This is a genomic window from Hymenobacter canadensis (assembly GCF_027359925.1).
Lineage (GTDB): Bacteria > Bacteroidota > Bacteroidia > Cytophagales > Hymenobacteraceae > Hymenobacter > Hymenobacter canadensis.
Map to the genome: position 1 here is coordinate 3,056,477 of NZ_CP114767.1, position 14,220 is coordinate 3,070,696.

Below are 14,220 nucleotides of genomic sequence, written 5' to 3' on the forward strand. Positions count from 1 at the left end.
TCAGGACCGTAAAAACCTACTATTCCGCACATGGCAATCGGGTGGTTACAGGGTAAAATTCAAGAACGTCATGCTGAGCTTGCCGAAGCATCTCGCGTGCTGACGTTGGATTGCTATTCAGACGACGCCACGCGAGATGCTTCGGCAAGCTCAGCATGACGTTCTTTTTTGATGAGTTCCGCAAGCGTTTCGGCGTACACGCGGTGCTCAACGGCCAGGCCGCGGCGCTCTACTTCGGCCAAGGTGTCGGCCCCGCGTAAGTCAACAGCATGCTGGGCCAGAATAGGTCCGGTATCGAGGCCTTCATCTACCAGATGCACCGTGATTTTAGTCTCGTGCAGGTGGTTTTCGAAGGCCCACTCATAGGCGTGCAGGCCCTGGTGCTGGTGGGTGTCGGCGGGGTGAATGTTGAGGATGCGGCCCGCAAACGCCCGGATGAACGTGGGCGACAGAATCCGCATGTAGCCAGCCAGCACCACGTAATCGGGCTGATACTGTTGCAGCGCTTCCACCACGTCGGCATCAAACTCGGCCCGCTTGCGGCCCTGGCTGCTGAGGTTGGCCGTGGGGCAGCCCAGGGCGGCGGCTGTTTCCAGGCCGGGCGCGTCGGGCTTGTTGCTGAACACCACGGCCACCTCGGCCAGCTCCTGCAGCACGCCCTGCTGCACGGCGGTTACCAGGGCCACCATATTGGAGCCCCGGCCCGACAGCAAAATGGCCAGGCGCGCTTTACGGGTGCTATGGTTACCAGTTGCCGGCAAGGGTCGGTTCCGGCCGCTGGCCGATGTCAGTGCGGATGTAGGCATCCTGGAAGTTAACTCGTTCTACTTCGCGGTACACGTGGGCCACCGCATCTTCCAGCTCCTCGCCGTGGCCGACCAGCACCAGCACCCGTCCGCCGTTGGTCACCAGCTCGCCGGTTTCGGTGCGCTTAGTGGCGCCGTGGAAGGCGAGGATGCTGGGATGCAGCTGGTCGAGGCCGGTGATGGGGAAGCCGGTGGGGAAGCTGGCGGCGGGGTAGCCACCCGAGGCCAGCACCACGCCCACGTAGTAGCCGCGCCGCTGGCGCACTACGGTTTGCTGCAGCTTGCCGTCGAGTGTGGCTTCAATCAATTCCAGCAGGCTGCTTTCCAGGGCGGGCAGCAGCACCTCGGCTTCGGGGTCGCCAAGGCGGGTGTTGTATTCCAGCAGCTTGGGGCCCTGGGGCGTGAGCATGATGCCGAAATACAGGAAGCCGTTGAAGTCGAACTGTTCGTTCTGCAGCCCGCGCAGCGTGGGGTCCACGATGTCGGTGCGGATGGCAGCCAGCACGTTGTCGTCGGCAAACGGGACGGGGCAGTATGCGCCCATGCCGCCGGTATTGGGGCCCTTGTCGCCGGCCAGCAGCTGCTTGTGGTCTTGGGAAGGCGCCAGCAACCGAATGCGGTTGCCGTCGGTGATGCCGATGATGCTGATTTCGGGGCCGGTGAGCTTTTCTTCGAGCAGGAAGCTGAACCACCCGCTGTGCAGGCGGGCCAAATCGTCGAGGGCGGCGTGGGCTTCTTCCACCGAAGAGCACACGTACACGCCCTTGCCGGCCGCCAGACCATCGAACTTCACCACCACGTCGCCGTTCAGTTCGGTGGCTTTGGCGCGGGCCTCGTCCATCTTGTCACTGCGGAACTGCCACGAAAGGGCCGTAGCCACGCCGTGGCGGCGCATGAAATCCTTGCTCCACACCTTGGAGCTTTCCAGCGTTGCCCCCGCCCGGCCCGGCCCGAATACCCGGATATCGGAGCCTTGGAAAAAGTCGGTTACGCCTGCCGCCAGCGGGGCTTCGGGGCCCACCACAATCAGCTTCACGCCGTGTTCCTGGCAGAAGGCCTGAATAGCCGGGAAGTCGGTGGCGCTGATGTGGGGGTGGCTGTTCGGAATGCCGGCGTTGCCGGGCAGCACGTGCACGGTAGCACCGTCGCGGGTCAGCTTCCACGCCATGGCGTGTTCACGGGCCCCGCCGCCGAGAAGTACTATGGATTTATGGCTGGTACTCACTATCGTGTGGTTGATAAGTCAGGGAAGATCAGTCGTAGAAGGAAAAAGCTTCCGCCTCACCCCCTACCTCTACGATGTTCCAATTACGAAACTGCAGCCCAAAGCCGTGCTCTATTTCCCACTGGCAGACGAAGCTCAGCCCAAACCGACCGATTTCCGGCTCTTCGGGAAAGTAGATGGTTTGCAGTTGGTATAGCGCCTGCAGCTCCGTGGCATCGGCAGCCGTCAGCAGTTCGTCCTCTTCATTGTAGATGTCGCCGCACATCTGGCGCATCATCTGGAAATGTTCGAAGGCGGCCTCTGCTACCGACTGGTTCAAGCCGGGCAACTGCTGCAGCACGGCTTCAGCCGCCGCGGCCATTTCCGGCGTGAGCGTCTGCACCTGCCCCGACAGGTCGAACATCAACCTGACCAAGGGTTTCGACGGCACGAAGTCCAGCGGCACGTCGGCCATCAGTCCTTCTGTTTCATCGAAGCGTACCGTTTGTTTCCAGTTATTCATGCGAAGATGAGTGCCCGCGTCGCGGAGTGGGCCAGCATTGTTAGGCGTCTTTCATGATACCGGCGCGCACCAGGTTGCCCACCAGGCGGGCCTGCACATCGTCGTCGGAGGAAATGATGGGCAGCGGCGCGCCCGTGATACGCTCGTAGATATCGAGGTAGCGGCGGGTGGCTTCGGCGGATACTTCGGGCGTGAGGGCGCGAGGGTACTGGCCATCCTCCTTGTTGGCAATCAGCCACTGGCGCACGTACTCCTTGTCCATCTGCTCGGCTGTTTCCGGATTCCCGGCGTAGTCCTCGGCGCTCCAGAAGCGCGACGAATCTGGCGTGTGGATTTCGTCAATCAGGATCAGCTCCCCGTTCCGCAGCCCAAACTCATACTTAGTGTCCACCAGAATGATGCCGCGCTCGGCCATCCACTGCGAGGCGAAGTTGAAAAGCTCCAGCGCCTTCACCCGCATCTGCTCATACAGCTCGGCCGTCACCCAGCCTTCCGACACGAGGTTTTCCGGCGTAATCTCGCGGTCCGATTCTTCCTTGGTGGTGGGCGTCACGATGGGCTCGGGAAACTGCTGGTGCTTGGTCAGGCCATCGGGCACCGCTACGCCCGAAAAGCTGCGCTGCCCCTGCTGGTAACCGCGCCACATGGAGCCCGTGAGGTAGTGGCGCACCACCATTTCCACCCGAATCGGCTCGGCTTCCTGAGCCAGCGTCACGTTGGGGTCGGGCAGGCTGATGACGTGATTGGGGATGATGTGCCGGGTTTTGTCGAACCAGAAAGCCGCCAGCCCATTCAGCACCGCGCCTTTGTGGGCCACGGGCGTTTCCAGCACCGAGTCAAACGCCGACAACCGGTCAGTAACCACAATCAGCCGCTCGCCGGAAGGGGCGCGGTACGAATCACGGACTTTGCCACGGTGCAAAAGTTCGAGCTGGGGGGTATCGAAGTGGTTGAGGGTGTTCATATAAGTAGGTGTCAACCGGCGGGGCTGGCAGGTGACTCGTTAGGATGAAAACTGGTGGGCTGCTGGCTGCACTGCGGGGGCACGGCGCTGGCTTTGCACATGCTCTACAATGTTCCGGAACAGCTTCAACCCGTCGCCCTCCTCACTCAGATCAGGGTTCTGCCGCTTGCGGCGGGCCCAATCCGGGTGATTGTACAGCGACAAAAACGCCTCTGGGTGCGGCATCAGGCCGAACACACGGCCGGTGGTGTCGGTGAGTCCCGCGCAGTTCAGGTCGGCGCCGTTGGGGTTGAAGGGGTAAACCTCGGTGGGCGCGCCGTTGGAGTCGGTGTAGGTGAGGCAGTTTAGGCCGCGGTCCTCAATAGCGGCCCGCGTGGCAGCGTCCTGAATGATGAGGCGGCCTTCGCCGTGGCGCACGGGCACTTCCAGCGTGTCGAGGCCCCGCAGGAAGGGCGTGTTGGCCTTGGGGTTAGCTTTGAGCTTCACCCAACGGTCCTCGTAGCGGCCCGAGGCGTTGTGCGTCAGGGTCACTTCGGGCGTTACGGTGCCGCTCAGGTCGGGCAGCAAACCCAGCTTCACCAGCACCTGGAAGCCGTTGCAGATGCCCATCACGTACTTACCGTTGGCAATAAACTCGTTGATATCGTCGAGCAGCGTGCGGCCCTCGGCGTTGCGGCGGTAGCGCAGCTTGTTGGCCAGCACCACACCCGAGCCCAAATCATCGCCGAAAGAGAAGCCGCCAGGGAAGTTCAGGATGTCGTAGTCGTGGATGCTCACGTGGCCGTGCAACACCTGGTTGAGGTGCACGATGGTGGCTTGCGCACCTACCAGCCGGTAGGCGGCGGCAAATTCCTCTTCGCAGTTGATACCAAAACCCGTCAGGATCAGAGCCTGCACTTTTGAGTTGTCAGTTGCCAGTTGTTGGTTGTCAGTTGACTGTTCTTCCTTGCTTTTCAGGGGTTCGGCGGATTCGTGGCCGGGGTCAACGCTCTTGAAGCCGGGCAGCACAATCTGGCCTTCGCGGTTCACGATTTCGTGGCCGGGGTCGTCGTGCTGGGGGCGCGGGGGCGTGTGCTGGTCCGGCAGTTGGGGGGTCTGTTCCATGATTAGAGCGCGGCTTCGTGGTGGCCGAAGCCGATAATGCGGTTTACCGGACCGTTGGTCCACTCGTGGCGCAAAGCCGCCGTGCTGGCCGAAATGATGGTTTTGCCCGCCTGCCGCACCGTCAGCTGCCCGTCCGGCGTGACCCGGCCCAGGCGCGTGGCGCGCCCGCCGAAGTGCTGCTCAAAGGCCACCACATCTTCGGGCGCCACCGTGGCCACAAACCGGGAGTGCGACTCCGAAAACAGCTGCACGTGCACCGGCAAGCCTTCCGGCAATTCCACCTCGGCCCCGAAACCGTAGCCGAACGTAGCCTCCGCCAGCGCCACCGCCAAGCCGCCATCCGACAAGTCGTGGCAGCTCTGAATCAGGTTCTGGTCGTTGGCATCGCCCATGAGGATATACAAGGCTTTGGCCTGCTCGAACCGCACTTTGGGCACATTGGCGCCCAGCTCACCGAAGAGCTGGTAGAACTCCGAGCCGCCCAGCTCGTCGTAGGTTTCGCCCAGCAGGTACACCACGTCGTCGGCCTGCTTGAAGTCGGAGGTGATGGTGTGGCGCACGTCGTCCAGCTTGGCCGTCATGGAGTACAGCACCGTGGGCGGCACCGAAATCTTCACGCCGTCGGCTTTGAAGTCGTTTTTCATCGAGTCCTTGCCCGAGGTCAGCGGGATGCAGTAGGCCGCCGTGGCGTCGCGCAGGGCCTGGCACATGCGCACCAGCTTGGCCAACTTGTGCTTGCCGTCGGGGTTGGTGGTGGCATCGTACACCGAATCGGGCACGCAGAAGTTGTCGTTCACCGACCAAAAGTTACCGTCGCCGTAGCTCAGGTTGGGCAGTTTGCCGCCCACGGCCACGATCTGGCGCACAGCCTCGTCAAACGCGCCGGCCGACATGTGGTAGGCGTCCAAATCACCGAAGCGGGGCAGAATACCGTTGCTCACGGCCACGCCTTCCCAACTCTCGAAGTTGAAGCGCACTACGGCCGCATCCTGCGGAGCTTGGCCGGTAGCGCCCATCAGGGGCTTGATAATCGTGCGGCCCTTCACCTCGTGGTCGTACTGCCGAATCACCGACTCGCGGGAGCAGATATTGAGGCTGCCCAGCAGACGGCCCAGTACGTCGGTGTAGTCAGTGGCAGCCGCCAGCTCGGGCTCATGCGCTGTGGGCTTACTCCACTCGGCTTCCAGCACTTTGCGCGGTACGCCATTGTGCAGGAATTCCATATCGAGGCGGGCCACAGATTCGCCATCAAAGCGCACGTCGAGGCTGCCATCGGCGGTGAAGTAGCCGATGTCGGTCAGCTCCACTTCCATCTCCCGGCCCAGGGCCAGCAGCTCATCCAGCTTGGCGGGCTCTACAGCCAGCGAAAACCGCTCCTGCGACTCCGAAACGAAGATTTCCCAGGGCCGCAGACCAGGATATTTCAACGGCACCTTTTCCAGCTCCACCACGGCCCCGCCGCTAATGGTGGCCAGCTCGCCGATGCTCGAAGAGAGGCCGCCCGCGCCGTTGTCGGTGCTGCACTTGATGAGGCCGCGGCGTGTGGCCAAGATCAGGAAGTCCATGGCCAGCTTCTGGGTGATGGGCGAGCCAATCTGCACGGCCGTAGCGGGCGAGGTTTCGTCTAATTCAATAGAAGAGAAGGTCGCGCCGTGGATACCGTCCTTGCCCACCCGGCCGCCGGCCATGATGATGCGGTCCTGAGCGTCGATGTTCTTTTCCCACGAATCGAGGCCGGCCAGCTGCATGGGCATCACGGCACCGGTGCCGCAATACACCAGCGGCTTGCCGGCGTAGCGGTCATCGAACACGATGCTGCCGTTCACGGTGGGCACGCCCGACTTGTTGCCGCCGTCCTCAATACCCTTGCGCACGCCCTCAAAAATGCGACGCGGGTGCAACTGGTTGCTCAGCAGCGTACCATCAAACTCGGGGTTGCCGAAGCACAGCACGTTGGTGTTGAACAGCAGCCGCGCGCCCCCGATACCAGTCGCCAGCGGGTCGCGGTTGTTGCCCAGAATGCCCGTAATGGCCCCGCCGTACGGATCAATGGCCGAGGGCGAGTTGTGGGTTTCGACTTTCCACACGAACAGCGACTCGGGGTTGATGCGCACAGCCCCGGCGTTGTCGCTAAACACCTTAATCAGCCAGTCGTTGCCGTTGGCGCGCAGCTGGCGGTCTACCTCCGAAGTAGCGTCTTTGATGTAGGTTTTGAACAGGGAATCCACTTCGAACTCCTCGCCCGTGTCGGCATCCTTGTACTTAATCAGGGCCGAAAACTCCTTATGCTTACAGTGCTCCGACCACGTCTGGGCAATGATTTCCAGCTCGCAGTCGGTGGGGTCCTGGGGCAGGCCGGCGGCCTGGCGCCCTTCCCGGATGCTGGTATAATGGTCGCGCACGGCGCGCATTTCCTCCAGATTCAGGGCGTAGAGGTTATCCTTCGACAGCTTCAGCAGTTCCTCGTCCGTGAGGCCCACCAGCTGTACCGTCTCCGTAACGGATTCGGCCCCGCCACCGGGCCGCGGCGTGTAGTCGCGGATATCGGTGATGGGGCCGGTTTCGAAGCGGTTAATCATCTTGTTGCCCAGCAGATCCTGCGCGAGCTGGCGCAGACTACTCTCGGGCAGGGCTTCTTCGAGGAAGTAGAGCCGTTTCGAGAAGATGTGCTGGGTGTGGGTGTCGAGCGGCTCGTTGAGGAAGTCGCCGAGGGCGTTCTGGGCCGAGATGCCTTCGTCGTCGGTGACACCGGGCAGCTTGGCAACGAGAATATAGCTCTTATATAGTGAGTCGTGGCGGAACTCGTCGAAGGCCACGTCGTGCAGCACCGGGTCCTGGAGGCAGTGGGTGGCGAAGTCGCGCAGCTGCTGGTCGGTCAGGGGGTAGCGCACCGTGTAGAGGGCGGTGCTTTGCACACGGCCGGTGCGCAGGCCCAGGTGGCGGTGGGCAGCTTCGGCTACGCGCTGGCCCTCGCCGTCGTGTTGGCCGGGCTTGAGCAGCAGCTGAATGGTTCTTTGGCTAGCTTCCAAAAGAGGGAGGTTTGTCTATTTTTCGGGTTTCCCACGCCTGGCGAAATTGCCATCGTGAGGAAGCATACCCACGCAGGGTACGCCGAAAATGCCTTGCTGAAACGCCGGTTGCGCCGCAGTAGGTTTAAGAAAACGCTTTATCGGGCCGACTGCCCGGTTTTACCACCGGAATACCTGCCCGGCACAGCGGGCACTCATCGGGTGCGTAGGTAGCCGCCGTGACCGGCAGCAAGGCAAAGTTCGGAAAAGAAAGGCCAGCTTTCCCACTAGTGCGGTCAATTAAACTGGCCACGGCCAAAACTTTTGCCCCCAGTCCTTCCAGCAGCCGCGCTACTTCATTGGTGCTCTTGCCGGTAGTTACCACGTCCTCAGCAATGATAATTTTCTGGCCGGGCTCGATGGTAAAGCCGCGCCGCAGGGTCATCTGGCCGGTTTCGTCGCGCTCCGTAAAGATGCCGGGCACACCCAGCTGCCGGGCCAGCTCGTAGCCAATCACCACGCCGCCCATGGCCGGGCCTACCACCACATCGGGCTGCAAACCGGCCTCCTGAATCCGGCGGGCCAGCTCGGCCGCGGCCGGCGCGGCCAGATCGGGGCGGCGCAGGAACCGGGCGCACTGCACGTAGGTATCGGAATGCAGACCCGAGGACAGCCGGAAGTGCCCGCGCAGCAGCGCATCTTCCTGCAACAGCTGCTGCTCCAGGGTTTCGGGGGTGAAGGGGGTGGGTTGGGTGGGTTGGGTGGAAGTCAAGGGAGGTGTTCTATTTATATAACGTATGGATTCGGACGTCCCAGGGCTGAAGCCCTGGGCTACGTAGGGGGCCTGTGGTGAATCAAGCACCTTACCCGCTGAGTAGCCCAGGGCTTCAGCCCTGGGAGAATGGGCATAGGTTACACCGTCACCGGCCGCAGCTGATTCATCTGCTCCACCAGCTCCCGGGCGGCAGCGGCGGCATCTTCGGCCTGCCAGATGGCGCGGGAGGTGTTGATGAGCAGACCGGAGCCATCAGGGCGAAGGCCGGAGCGGAGGGTGGCGGCCAGGTCGCCGCCCTGGGCACCTACGCCGGGCACCAGGAACCACTGCTCGGGGCAGAGGGCGCGCAGGCGGGCCACAGCCTCGGCGTTGGTGGCACCTACCACCAACCCGATGCCGCCGTGTGCTTCATCGAGCTTGCGGGCAATAGTAGCCGCGCAATCCGACAGGCTGCCGCCGCGGGTGAGGGCCACATCCTGCAAAGAGTGCGCTGGCTTGTTCGAGGTTTTAGCCAGCACGAACACCAGCTTACCGGGACGGGCAAAGGGCACAATGGCGTCGTCGCCCATGTAAGGGTTCACCGTCACACCGTCGGCCCCGATGACGTCGTAGGCGAAGCGGGCGTAGTGGTCGGCGGTGTTGGCAATGTCGCCGAACTTGCCATCCAGAATCACCGGAATACCGTCCGGCACGCGCTGCACGGTTTCGCGCAGCAGCTGTACGCCGTTTTCCCGGCTCAGGAAAAAGGCCAGATTGGGCTTGAAGGCGGCGGCGTATTCGCTGGTCTGGTCGATGACTTCAGCTAGCCGGCGCGCTACTTGCGCATCGTCGCCTACCGGGTCGAGGCCCACACAAAGCAGGCTGTTGGCCGCCTGAACGCGGTTGAGAAGTTTTTGCATAAGGTGGGTTGTAGCGCGAAGCCTTTGCTTCGCGGATGGTCACTGATGCCGAATATTATCAGTACCGACAGTTCAACTACACGCGAAGCGAAGGCTTCGCGCTACTGCAATTATTGATTTATGGACACCAATTGACTGCACTCAGCGGCCAGGCGGGCCGCCAGGCCGGGCTCCAGCCACTCGCCGCTGGCAATCTGCACGGCGGAGGCCCCGCAGCGCAGGTAGTCCGTCACGTGGCTGGCCGTAAACACGCCGCCCGTCCCGAAAATGGGCAGCGTAATCCGCTCATCATGGGCCAGCTCCCACACGCAGCGCAGGGCCACGGGGCGCAGCGCCTCGCCTGACAGGCCCCCGACCATCGGCGCGGCCGTAGCATCTTCGGGCAGGTGCAGGGCTTTGAGCAGGTTGGTTGCGGCCAGGGCATCGGCCCCGCCTTCCTGCGCCCCCAGCGCCAAGCCCCGGATGTGCTCGGGCCACGGCGGTAGCTTTACTACCACGGCGGCCGTGGGTCCTAGCTCGTTGCGCACTGCCTGGGTGGCGTCGCGCACAAACTGCGCGGTCAGTTCCTCCCCTTTCCCGGCGTCGGGCTGGGCGATGTACACTTCCACGCCGGCAATCAGGCCGGCGGTTTCGCGGGCCAGGAAGCGGGCAATCTTGCGGAAGCCGGGGATGCCGGGGGCCGTGATGCTCACGAACACCGGTACGCCGTAGCGGCGCAGGTTGGGCAAGTGCTCCTGCACCAAAATCTCGGCGCTTTCGGTGCGCATGTGGGTGGCGTTGAGCAGGGTCTGCTCGTTCACCTGCCAGATGCCCTCCTCATAGAGCCCGGGCTGGGGCTCCATCGTGACGGTGCGGGTGAAGATGGCGCCCAGCCGCTCGTAGCCCGTGCCTTCCAACTGCCAGGCGGCGGCCGACAGACATACCGGATTGCGCAATGTGAGTTGTCCGAGTTGCATAGGTTTAGAAATAGAAAAATCCATCGGTCGGCGGGGGAAACTCCCCTGCTGTTCGTCAGGACTGGATTCAAAAAAACATACCCCCCGAAACGGGGTGGTCAACCACGGACTGACTTACGCCAGAATCCCCTCTGATCTTCCATCACCCCGCTGGTTGAGCCACCCCTACCCGGCCTTCGGAGCCAGGGTTTTGTCGGGTTTGCGCTGGTGCTACACGGCCGGGCCAGCCGCGGCATCCTCTCTACCTAAGTACCCGGTGTAAGGCCGGGCGCTTAGCCGGAAGGCAACTAGATGACGTTGTCATGGTTTACCAGGAAAGCAACAAAGGGGCGGATGTCGGTCTGGCCGGGGACGAACCGGGCCAGGCGGCCGTCAGCTTGCATTTCCCTGCAGAAGCCATGGCGGGTGGCAGCAGGAGCGACGGCGACCATCTGCCGGGCGAGAGTGGTGGTGGCGTTCAAGGTTGATTGCCGATATGGAGTGAAGAATTAGAAAATGCGAAGGTGCGTGCCGGATTCTGCCAGCCTGGCCGAACCGACCGGGCATAAAAAAACCGCCTCGAAAACCGAAGCGGTGAAAGCAGCAGAACCAATAAAAATGGAAGAGTCAACGGGGGAAACGACCTTGCGGTCATCTCGCAGGACGGCGTTTGGCTCGGTCCCGCGCTTCATCAAATGGTGTTGATTGAGGAGAAGCACGCCACAAAAGTACCAATGCGTTTCGTTGCCACCAAACAGAAACGAAAATTATTTTTCAACAACCTGCCGCCGCATTCTTGGATCACTGCGTAACGACACTCAAAAACGAAACTCCGCATACTCCAATACCGCATTGACTATCAAATTCTTACACTATAGCCATTTTAGCAATTCAGTATAATATCCACGCGAGCCAGCACAGCCGGAACGCTGCCTGACTCCTGGTTTCGCCACAGCCACACCAATCTACTCAATTAGAATAATTATATTTTACGAGGTACCACCTACTTCTATAATATACACGACGATTATTCCTGCTGCCAGACAATTTTCAGGTAGCGCAATAATTTCCTAGTACCCGACCAATTCTTAACAAAATCACAATCACATTTCGCCACTTCAATCTCAAAGACAAGTTGTATTTTTGCGGCATCCGCCACCTCATCCAACAAACTACTCCATGAAAAAATCGGTACTCATGTTTCTACTGGGCGGACTACTGGCAATGAGCCAGGCCGCGCAGGCGCAGGATGGCCAGGTTGGTTACAGCGAGCGGGTTCCTGATGATAGTTCAGATAAAGTAGTCTTATACAAAAGAGCCACTGATTGGGTGGAAAACCACTTCACGTACGTACCCAAAGCCATAACACGCACAGATACAGCCAAAGGTGAAATGCGCGTGGAGGGCACGGCAATGGTAAAAACTACTACCCCGTCTGGCCAGTTGAAAGAGCGGCCCGTACGCTTTGAGTTTGTCTTCCATGCGCTGCCAACCGGCTACGACTACAGCGTAGGCGGTTTTCAGGTGGTGCCTGATGCCAGCAAACCCAATGACACCGTGAATTTCGACGAGTTTGTGGCGCAGCTAGCCACCGAGCGCACCAACGACCGTACGCACAACGACCGCCGCGTAACGGCTCAGGCAACCTCCCTGGCCAGCGAAATTGCTATGTCTTTCCGCTCATTTATGAATAGCCGGCCTGCTGAGGGTGCCGTAGAGTAAAGGCGTAGCAATGCCGGCAACGCAGAGAGGCTGCATCTTGCCTGCATCAGGCAATGGAGGGCTTGCCAGCCTCCTGCCAGCAGGAATCAGGTAGTCCGGGCACCGGGGTTCAGCCACTGGCAACCTTCGGTACCCGGACTATTTTTTTGCACTTTTCCCTTATCATATCCGACTATTTTACCAACCACCGCCTAATCCCTATCTCGCTATTCTGCTACGGGTGGGGCTAGTAGCGGCCAAGGAGCCGGTGGGTACGGGCAGGTAGCTCCCGCGCATCAAGCAGCAGCAGCCCATCAAGCGTGTTGCTGAAACGGGGGTCGATGTTGAAGCCGAGCAAGCGGGCATTCTGCTTCAAATATTGCCGTAGCAGCACCGGCACGCCGCTGCCGCCAGGCTCAAGTCCACACACCAGCTGCTGCAGCTGCTGCAGATCGTTGAGGCCGGCCTGGAGCCGCGTGGGGCCGGAGGCGTCGTCGAGGGGCCGGTAGCGAAACTCCTTCCGGGGCCGCACGTGCGCTGCCAGCTGGGTATCGAAACAGTGCCGCTGCAGATATTCCACCATCACCGCCTTGGAAACCATCGAAAACCGGTTGCTGATGCTAACCGGGCCCAGCAGGTACTGATATTCGGGATGGTTGGCAAGGTATTCGGCAATGCCTTTCCAGAGCAGCGCCAAGGGCAGGGGCTGGCGCTGATACTCGGCGCGCACAAACGAGCGCCCCAGCTCCAGCGACTGCCGCAGCACTGGAATCAGCTCTTTCTTCAGCCGAAACAACGAGTGCAGGTAGAAGCCGCGCCGGCCGTGCTGCCGCAGGATAGCCCGGCCCAAACCCAGGCGGTAGGCCCCCACCAGCTGCCGATTTTCACGGTCGTAGAGAAAAAGGTGGCGGTAATAGTCATCGTAGTGGTCCAGGTCGGTGGGCTGCTGGGTGCCCTCGCCTTCCCGCCGAAAGGTCAGCTCGCGTAGCCGGCCTATTTCGCGCAGCACATGGGGCAGCTCCGCCTTCTTGCCCAAATACACTTCCCAGCGGCCGTGGCGCACCAGGCAGCGGCCCGGGCGCAGGGCGGCAATGTCGGCTTCCAGCAACCCGGCCGGAGTTTCGGCCAGCACGGGCGGCAAGGGCAAGGGGGGCAGCAGCGCCGCAAAGCGCCGCTCAGGTGCCGAGCCCAACCCGTACACCCGCGCCCGCAGATACGGCAGCTGCTCGGCCAGCGGCAACCGGCCCAGCTCAGCTGGCGCCACCGGCTGGCCAATCCGGACCTGAATGGTCTGGCCGCGCTTGTTGAGCAGTTCGGCGGGCAGCCGGGCCGTGCGCAACAGCGGATGCAACAGCCCCAGCACACTGAAAGTGGCGCTGTTCTGCCCGCTCAGCCACACCGGCACCACCGGCACCCGCGCCAAAGCCAGCAGCCGGCCAGCCGTAGGGTTCCAGGCCGAGTCGTGGGCCGGCCGAAACAGATGGGACCGGTGGGCCACCTCGCCGGCCGGAAACAGGAGCAGGGGCACATCGTTGTGCAGGTGGCGCAGCATCTGGCGCACACCGGGCACGTTGCGGCCAGCTGCCTGGCGCTCCGGGCTCACCAGCACCAATTGCTGGGCCAGCTGGGGCAGCAGCGGGGCCAGCAGTTCGCTGGCCACAGCCCGCAGCTGTGGCCGCGCCTGCCCCAGCACATGGAGCAGCACCAACCCATCGAGCAGGCCGCACGGATGGTTAGCAATGGCCACGAAGGCCGTGGCCGGCAGCCGGCGCAGCTCGGCGGCATCGTAGCGCACGCTGATGTGCAGATGCCGCAGCAGCTGCGCTACAAAGTCCAGCCCATTGAGGTGGCTGCTCTGCGCGTAGAGGTCCTGCAGCTTGCGCAGCTGCACCAGCTGCTCCCATACAGGACGCAGAAATTCACGTGAGCGGCGCAGAGGTGCCGGAAACAGGGAGGAATGGGGCTGTAATTCCATGGATGGCCAGGTAGCGCCTGGCATCACCAGGACATAGCTCCCAAACCTCCGAAACGCAAATTAGCCGCTCGTTATGCCCCGATTATCAAACTATTAAGATTGACCGGCCGGCCAGAAATGCAGAGAGCCGCGTTGCAGCGCGGCTCTCCATCTCCTTCACATTTTCCACTTACTTCACTCACTGCAAATGTACGACAGGGAAGCAGGCGATGTTGGGTTAAAGGGCAGAATAATGAAATGTTAATATACAGGCTAACTCCCTGAACGTCAAAATTTGCCCTTCAAGCAAATACCCCGGCTAACACCTGTTAGCCGGGGCACAAAAC

13 protein-coding genes are annotated in these 14,220 nt (G+C 61.6%); 1 reads left to right on the forward strand and 12 read right to left on the reverse strand.

Annotated elements, in window-relative coordinates:
* Positions 1 to 113: 113 nt before the first annotated feature.
* The 11 genes from purN to O3303_RS13210 all read right to left on the reverse strand — a co-directional run bounded on the left by purN (position 114) and on the right by O3303_RS13210 (position 10,937).
* The gene (gene purN / locus O3303_RS13160) at positions 114 to 761 is read right to left on the reverse strand and encodes a phosphoribosylglycinamide formyltransferase (protein WP_269558853.1); all 648 of its coding nucleotides are present in this window, start codon (positions 759 to 761) and stop codon (positions 114 to 116) included.
* Positions 745 to 1,974, reverse strand: coding sequence for a phosphoribosylamine--glycine ligase (purD, locus tag O3303_RS13165; RefSeq protein WP_269558854.1), 1,230 nt, complete (start codon positions 1,972 to 1,974; stop codon positions 745 to 747). The genes purN and purD overlap by 17 nt, the downstream gene beginning before the upstream one ends.
* A gap of 85 nt (positions 1,975 to 2,059) precedes the next feature.
* Complete coding sequence (locus O3303_RS13170) at positions 2,060 to 2,533, reverse strand: DUF6985 domain-containing protein (RefSeq protein ID WP_269558855.1); 474 nt, start codon at positions 2,531 to 2,533, stop codon at positions 2,060 to 2,062.
* Between the two features lie 40 nt (positions 2,534 to 2,573).
* A complete protein-coding gene (locus tag O3303_RS13175) occupies positions 2,574 to 3,497 on the reverse strand; it encodes a phosphoribosylaminoimidazolesuccinocarboxamide synthase (protein ID WP_269558856.1) in 924 nt (307 codons plus the stop codon).
* A 39-nt stretch (positions 3,498 to 3,536) separates the two neighbouring features.
* Positions 3,537 to 4,601 (reverse strand): phosphoribosylformylglycinamidine synthase subunit PurQ, encoded by a 1,065-nt coding sequence (locus O3303_RS13180; RefSeq protein ID WP_269558857.1) that lies wholly within the window; start codon positions 4,599 to 4,601, stop codon positions 3,537 to 3,539.
* Positions 4,602 to 4,603: 2 nt separating this feature from the next.
* Complete coding sequence (locus O3303_RS13185) at positions 4,604 to 7,630, reverse strand: phosphoribosylformylglycinamidine synthase subunit PurL (protein ID WP_269558858.1); 3,027 nt, start codon at positions 7,628 to 7,630, stop codon at positions 4,604 to 4,606.
* Between the two features lie 124 nt (positions 7,631 to 7,754).
* Entirely contained in the window at positions 7,755 to 8,381 is a 627-nt protein-coding gene (gene pyrE, locus O3303_RS13190; RefSeq protein WP_269558859.1) for an orotate phosphoribosyltransferase, read from the reverse strand.
* A gap of 140 nt (positions 8,382 to 8,521) precedes the next feature.
* On the reverse strand, positions 8,522 to 9,283 hold the full coding sequence (pyrF, locus tag O3303_RS13195; RefSeq protein ID WP_269558860.1) for an orotidine-5'-phosphate decarboxylase: 762 nt from the start codon (positions 9,281 to 9,283) through the stop codon (positions 8,522 to 8,524).
* Between the two features lie 110 nt (positions 9,284 to 9,393).
* A complete protein-coding gene (locus tag O3303_RS13200; RefSeq protein WP_269558861.1) occupies positions 9,394 to 10,239 on the reverse strand; it encodes a dihydroorotate dehydrogenase in 846 nt (281 codons plus the stop codon).
* A gap of 287 nt (positions 10,240 to 10,526) precedes the next feature.
* Positions 10,527 to 10,700 (reverse strand): hypothetical protein, encoded by a 174-nt coding sequence (locus tag O3303_RS13205; protein ID WP_269558862.1) that lies wholly within the window; start codon positions 10,698 to 10,700, stop codon positions 10,527 to 10,529.
* A gap of 27 nt (positions 10,701 to 10,727) precedes the next feature.
* Positions 10,728 to 10,937 (reverse strand): hypothetical protein, encoded by a 210-nt coding sequence (locus O3303_RS13210; RefSeq protein ID WP_269558863.1) that lies wholly within the window; start codon positions 10,935 to 10,937, stop codon positions 10,728 to 10,730.
* A 460-nt stretch (positions 10,938 to 11,397) separates the two neighbouring features.
* Here O3303_RS13210 and O3303_RS13215 point away from each other — a divergent pair, with 460 nt between their 5' ends.
* Complete coding sequence (locus O3303_RS13215; protein WP_269558864.1) at positions 11,398 to 11,940, forward strand: DUF4468 domain-containing protein; 543 nt, start codon at positions 11,398 to 11,400, stop codon at positions 11,938 to 11,940.
* 226 nt (positions 11,941 to 12,166) lie between these two features.
* Here O3303_RS13215 and O3303_RS13220 read toward each other — a convergent pair whose 3' ends face one another.
* Complete coding sequence (locus O3303_RS13220) at positions 12,167 to 13,894, reverse strand: bifunctional lysophospholipid acyltransferase family protein/GNAT family N-acetyltransferase (RefSeq protein ID WP_269558865.1); 1,728 nt, start codon at positions 13,892 to 13,894, stop codon at positions 12,167 to 12,169.
* Positions 13,895 to 14,220 lie beyond the last annotated feature (326 nt).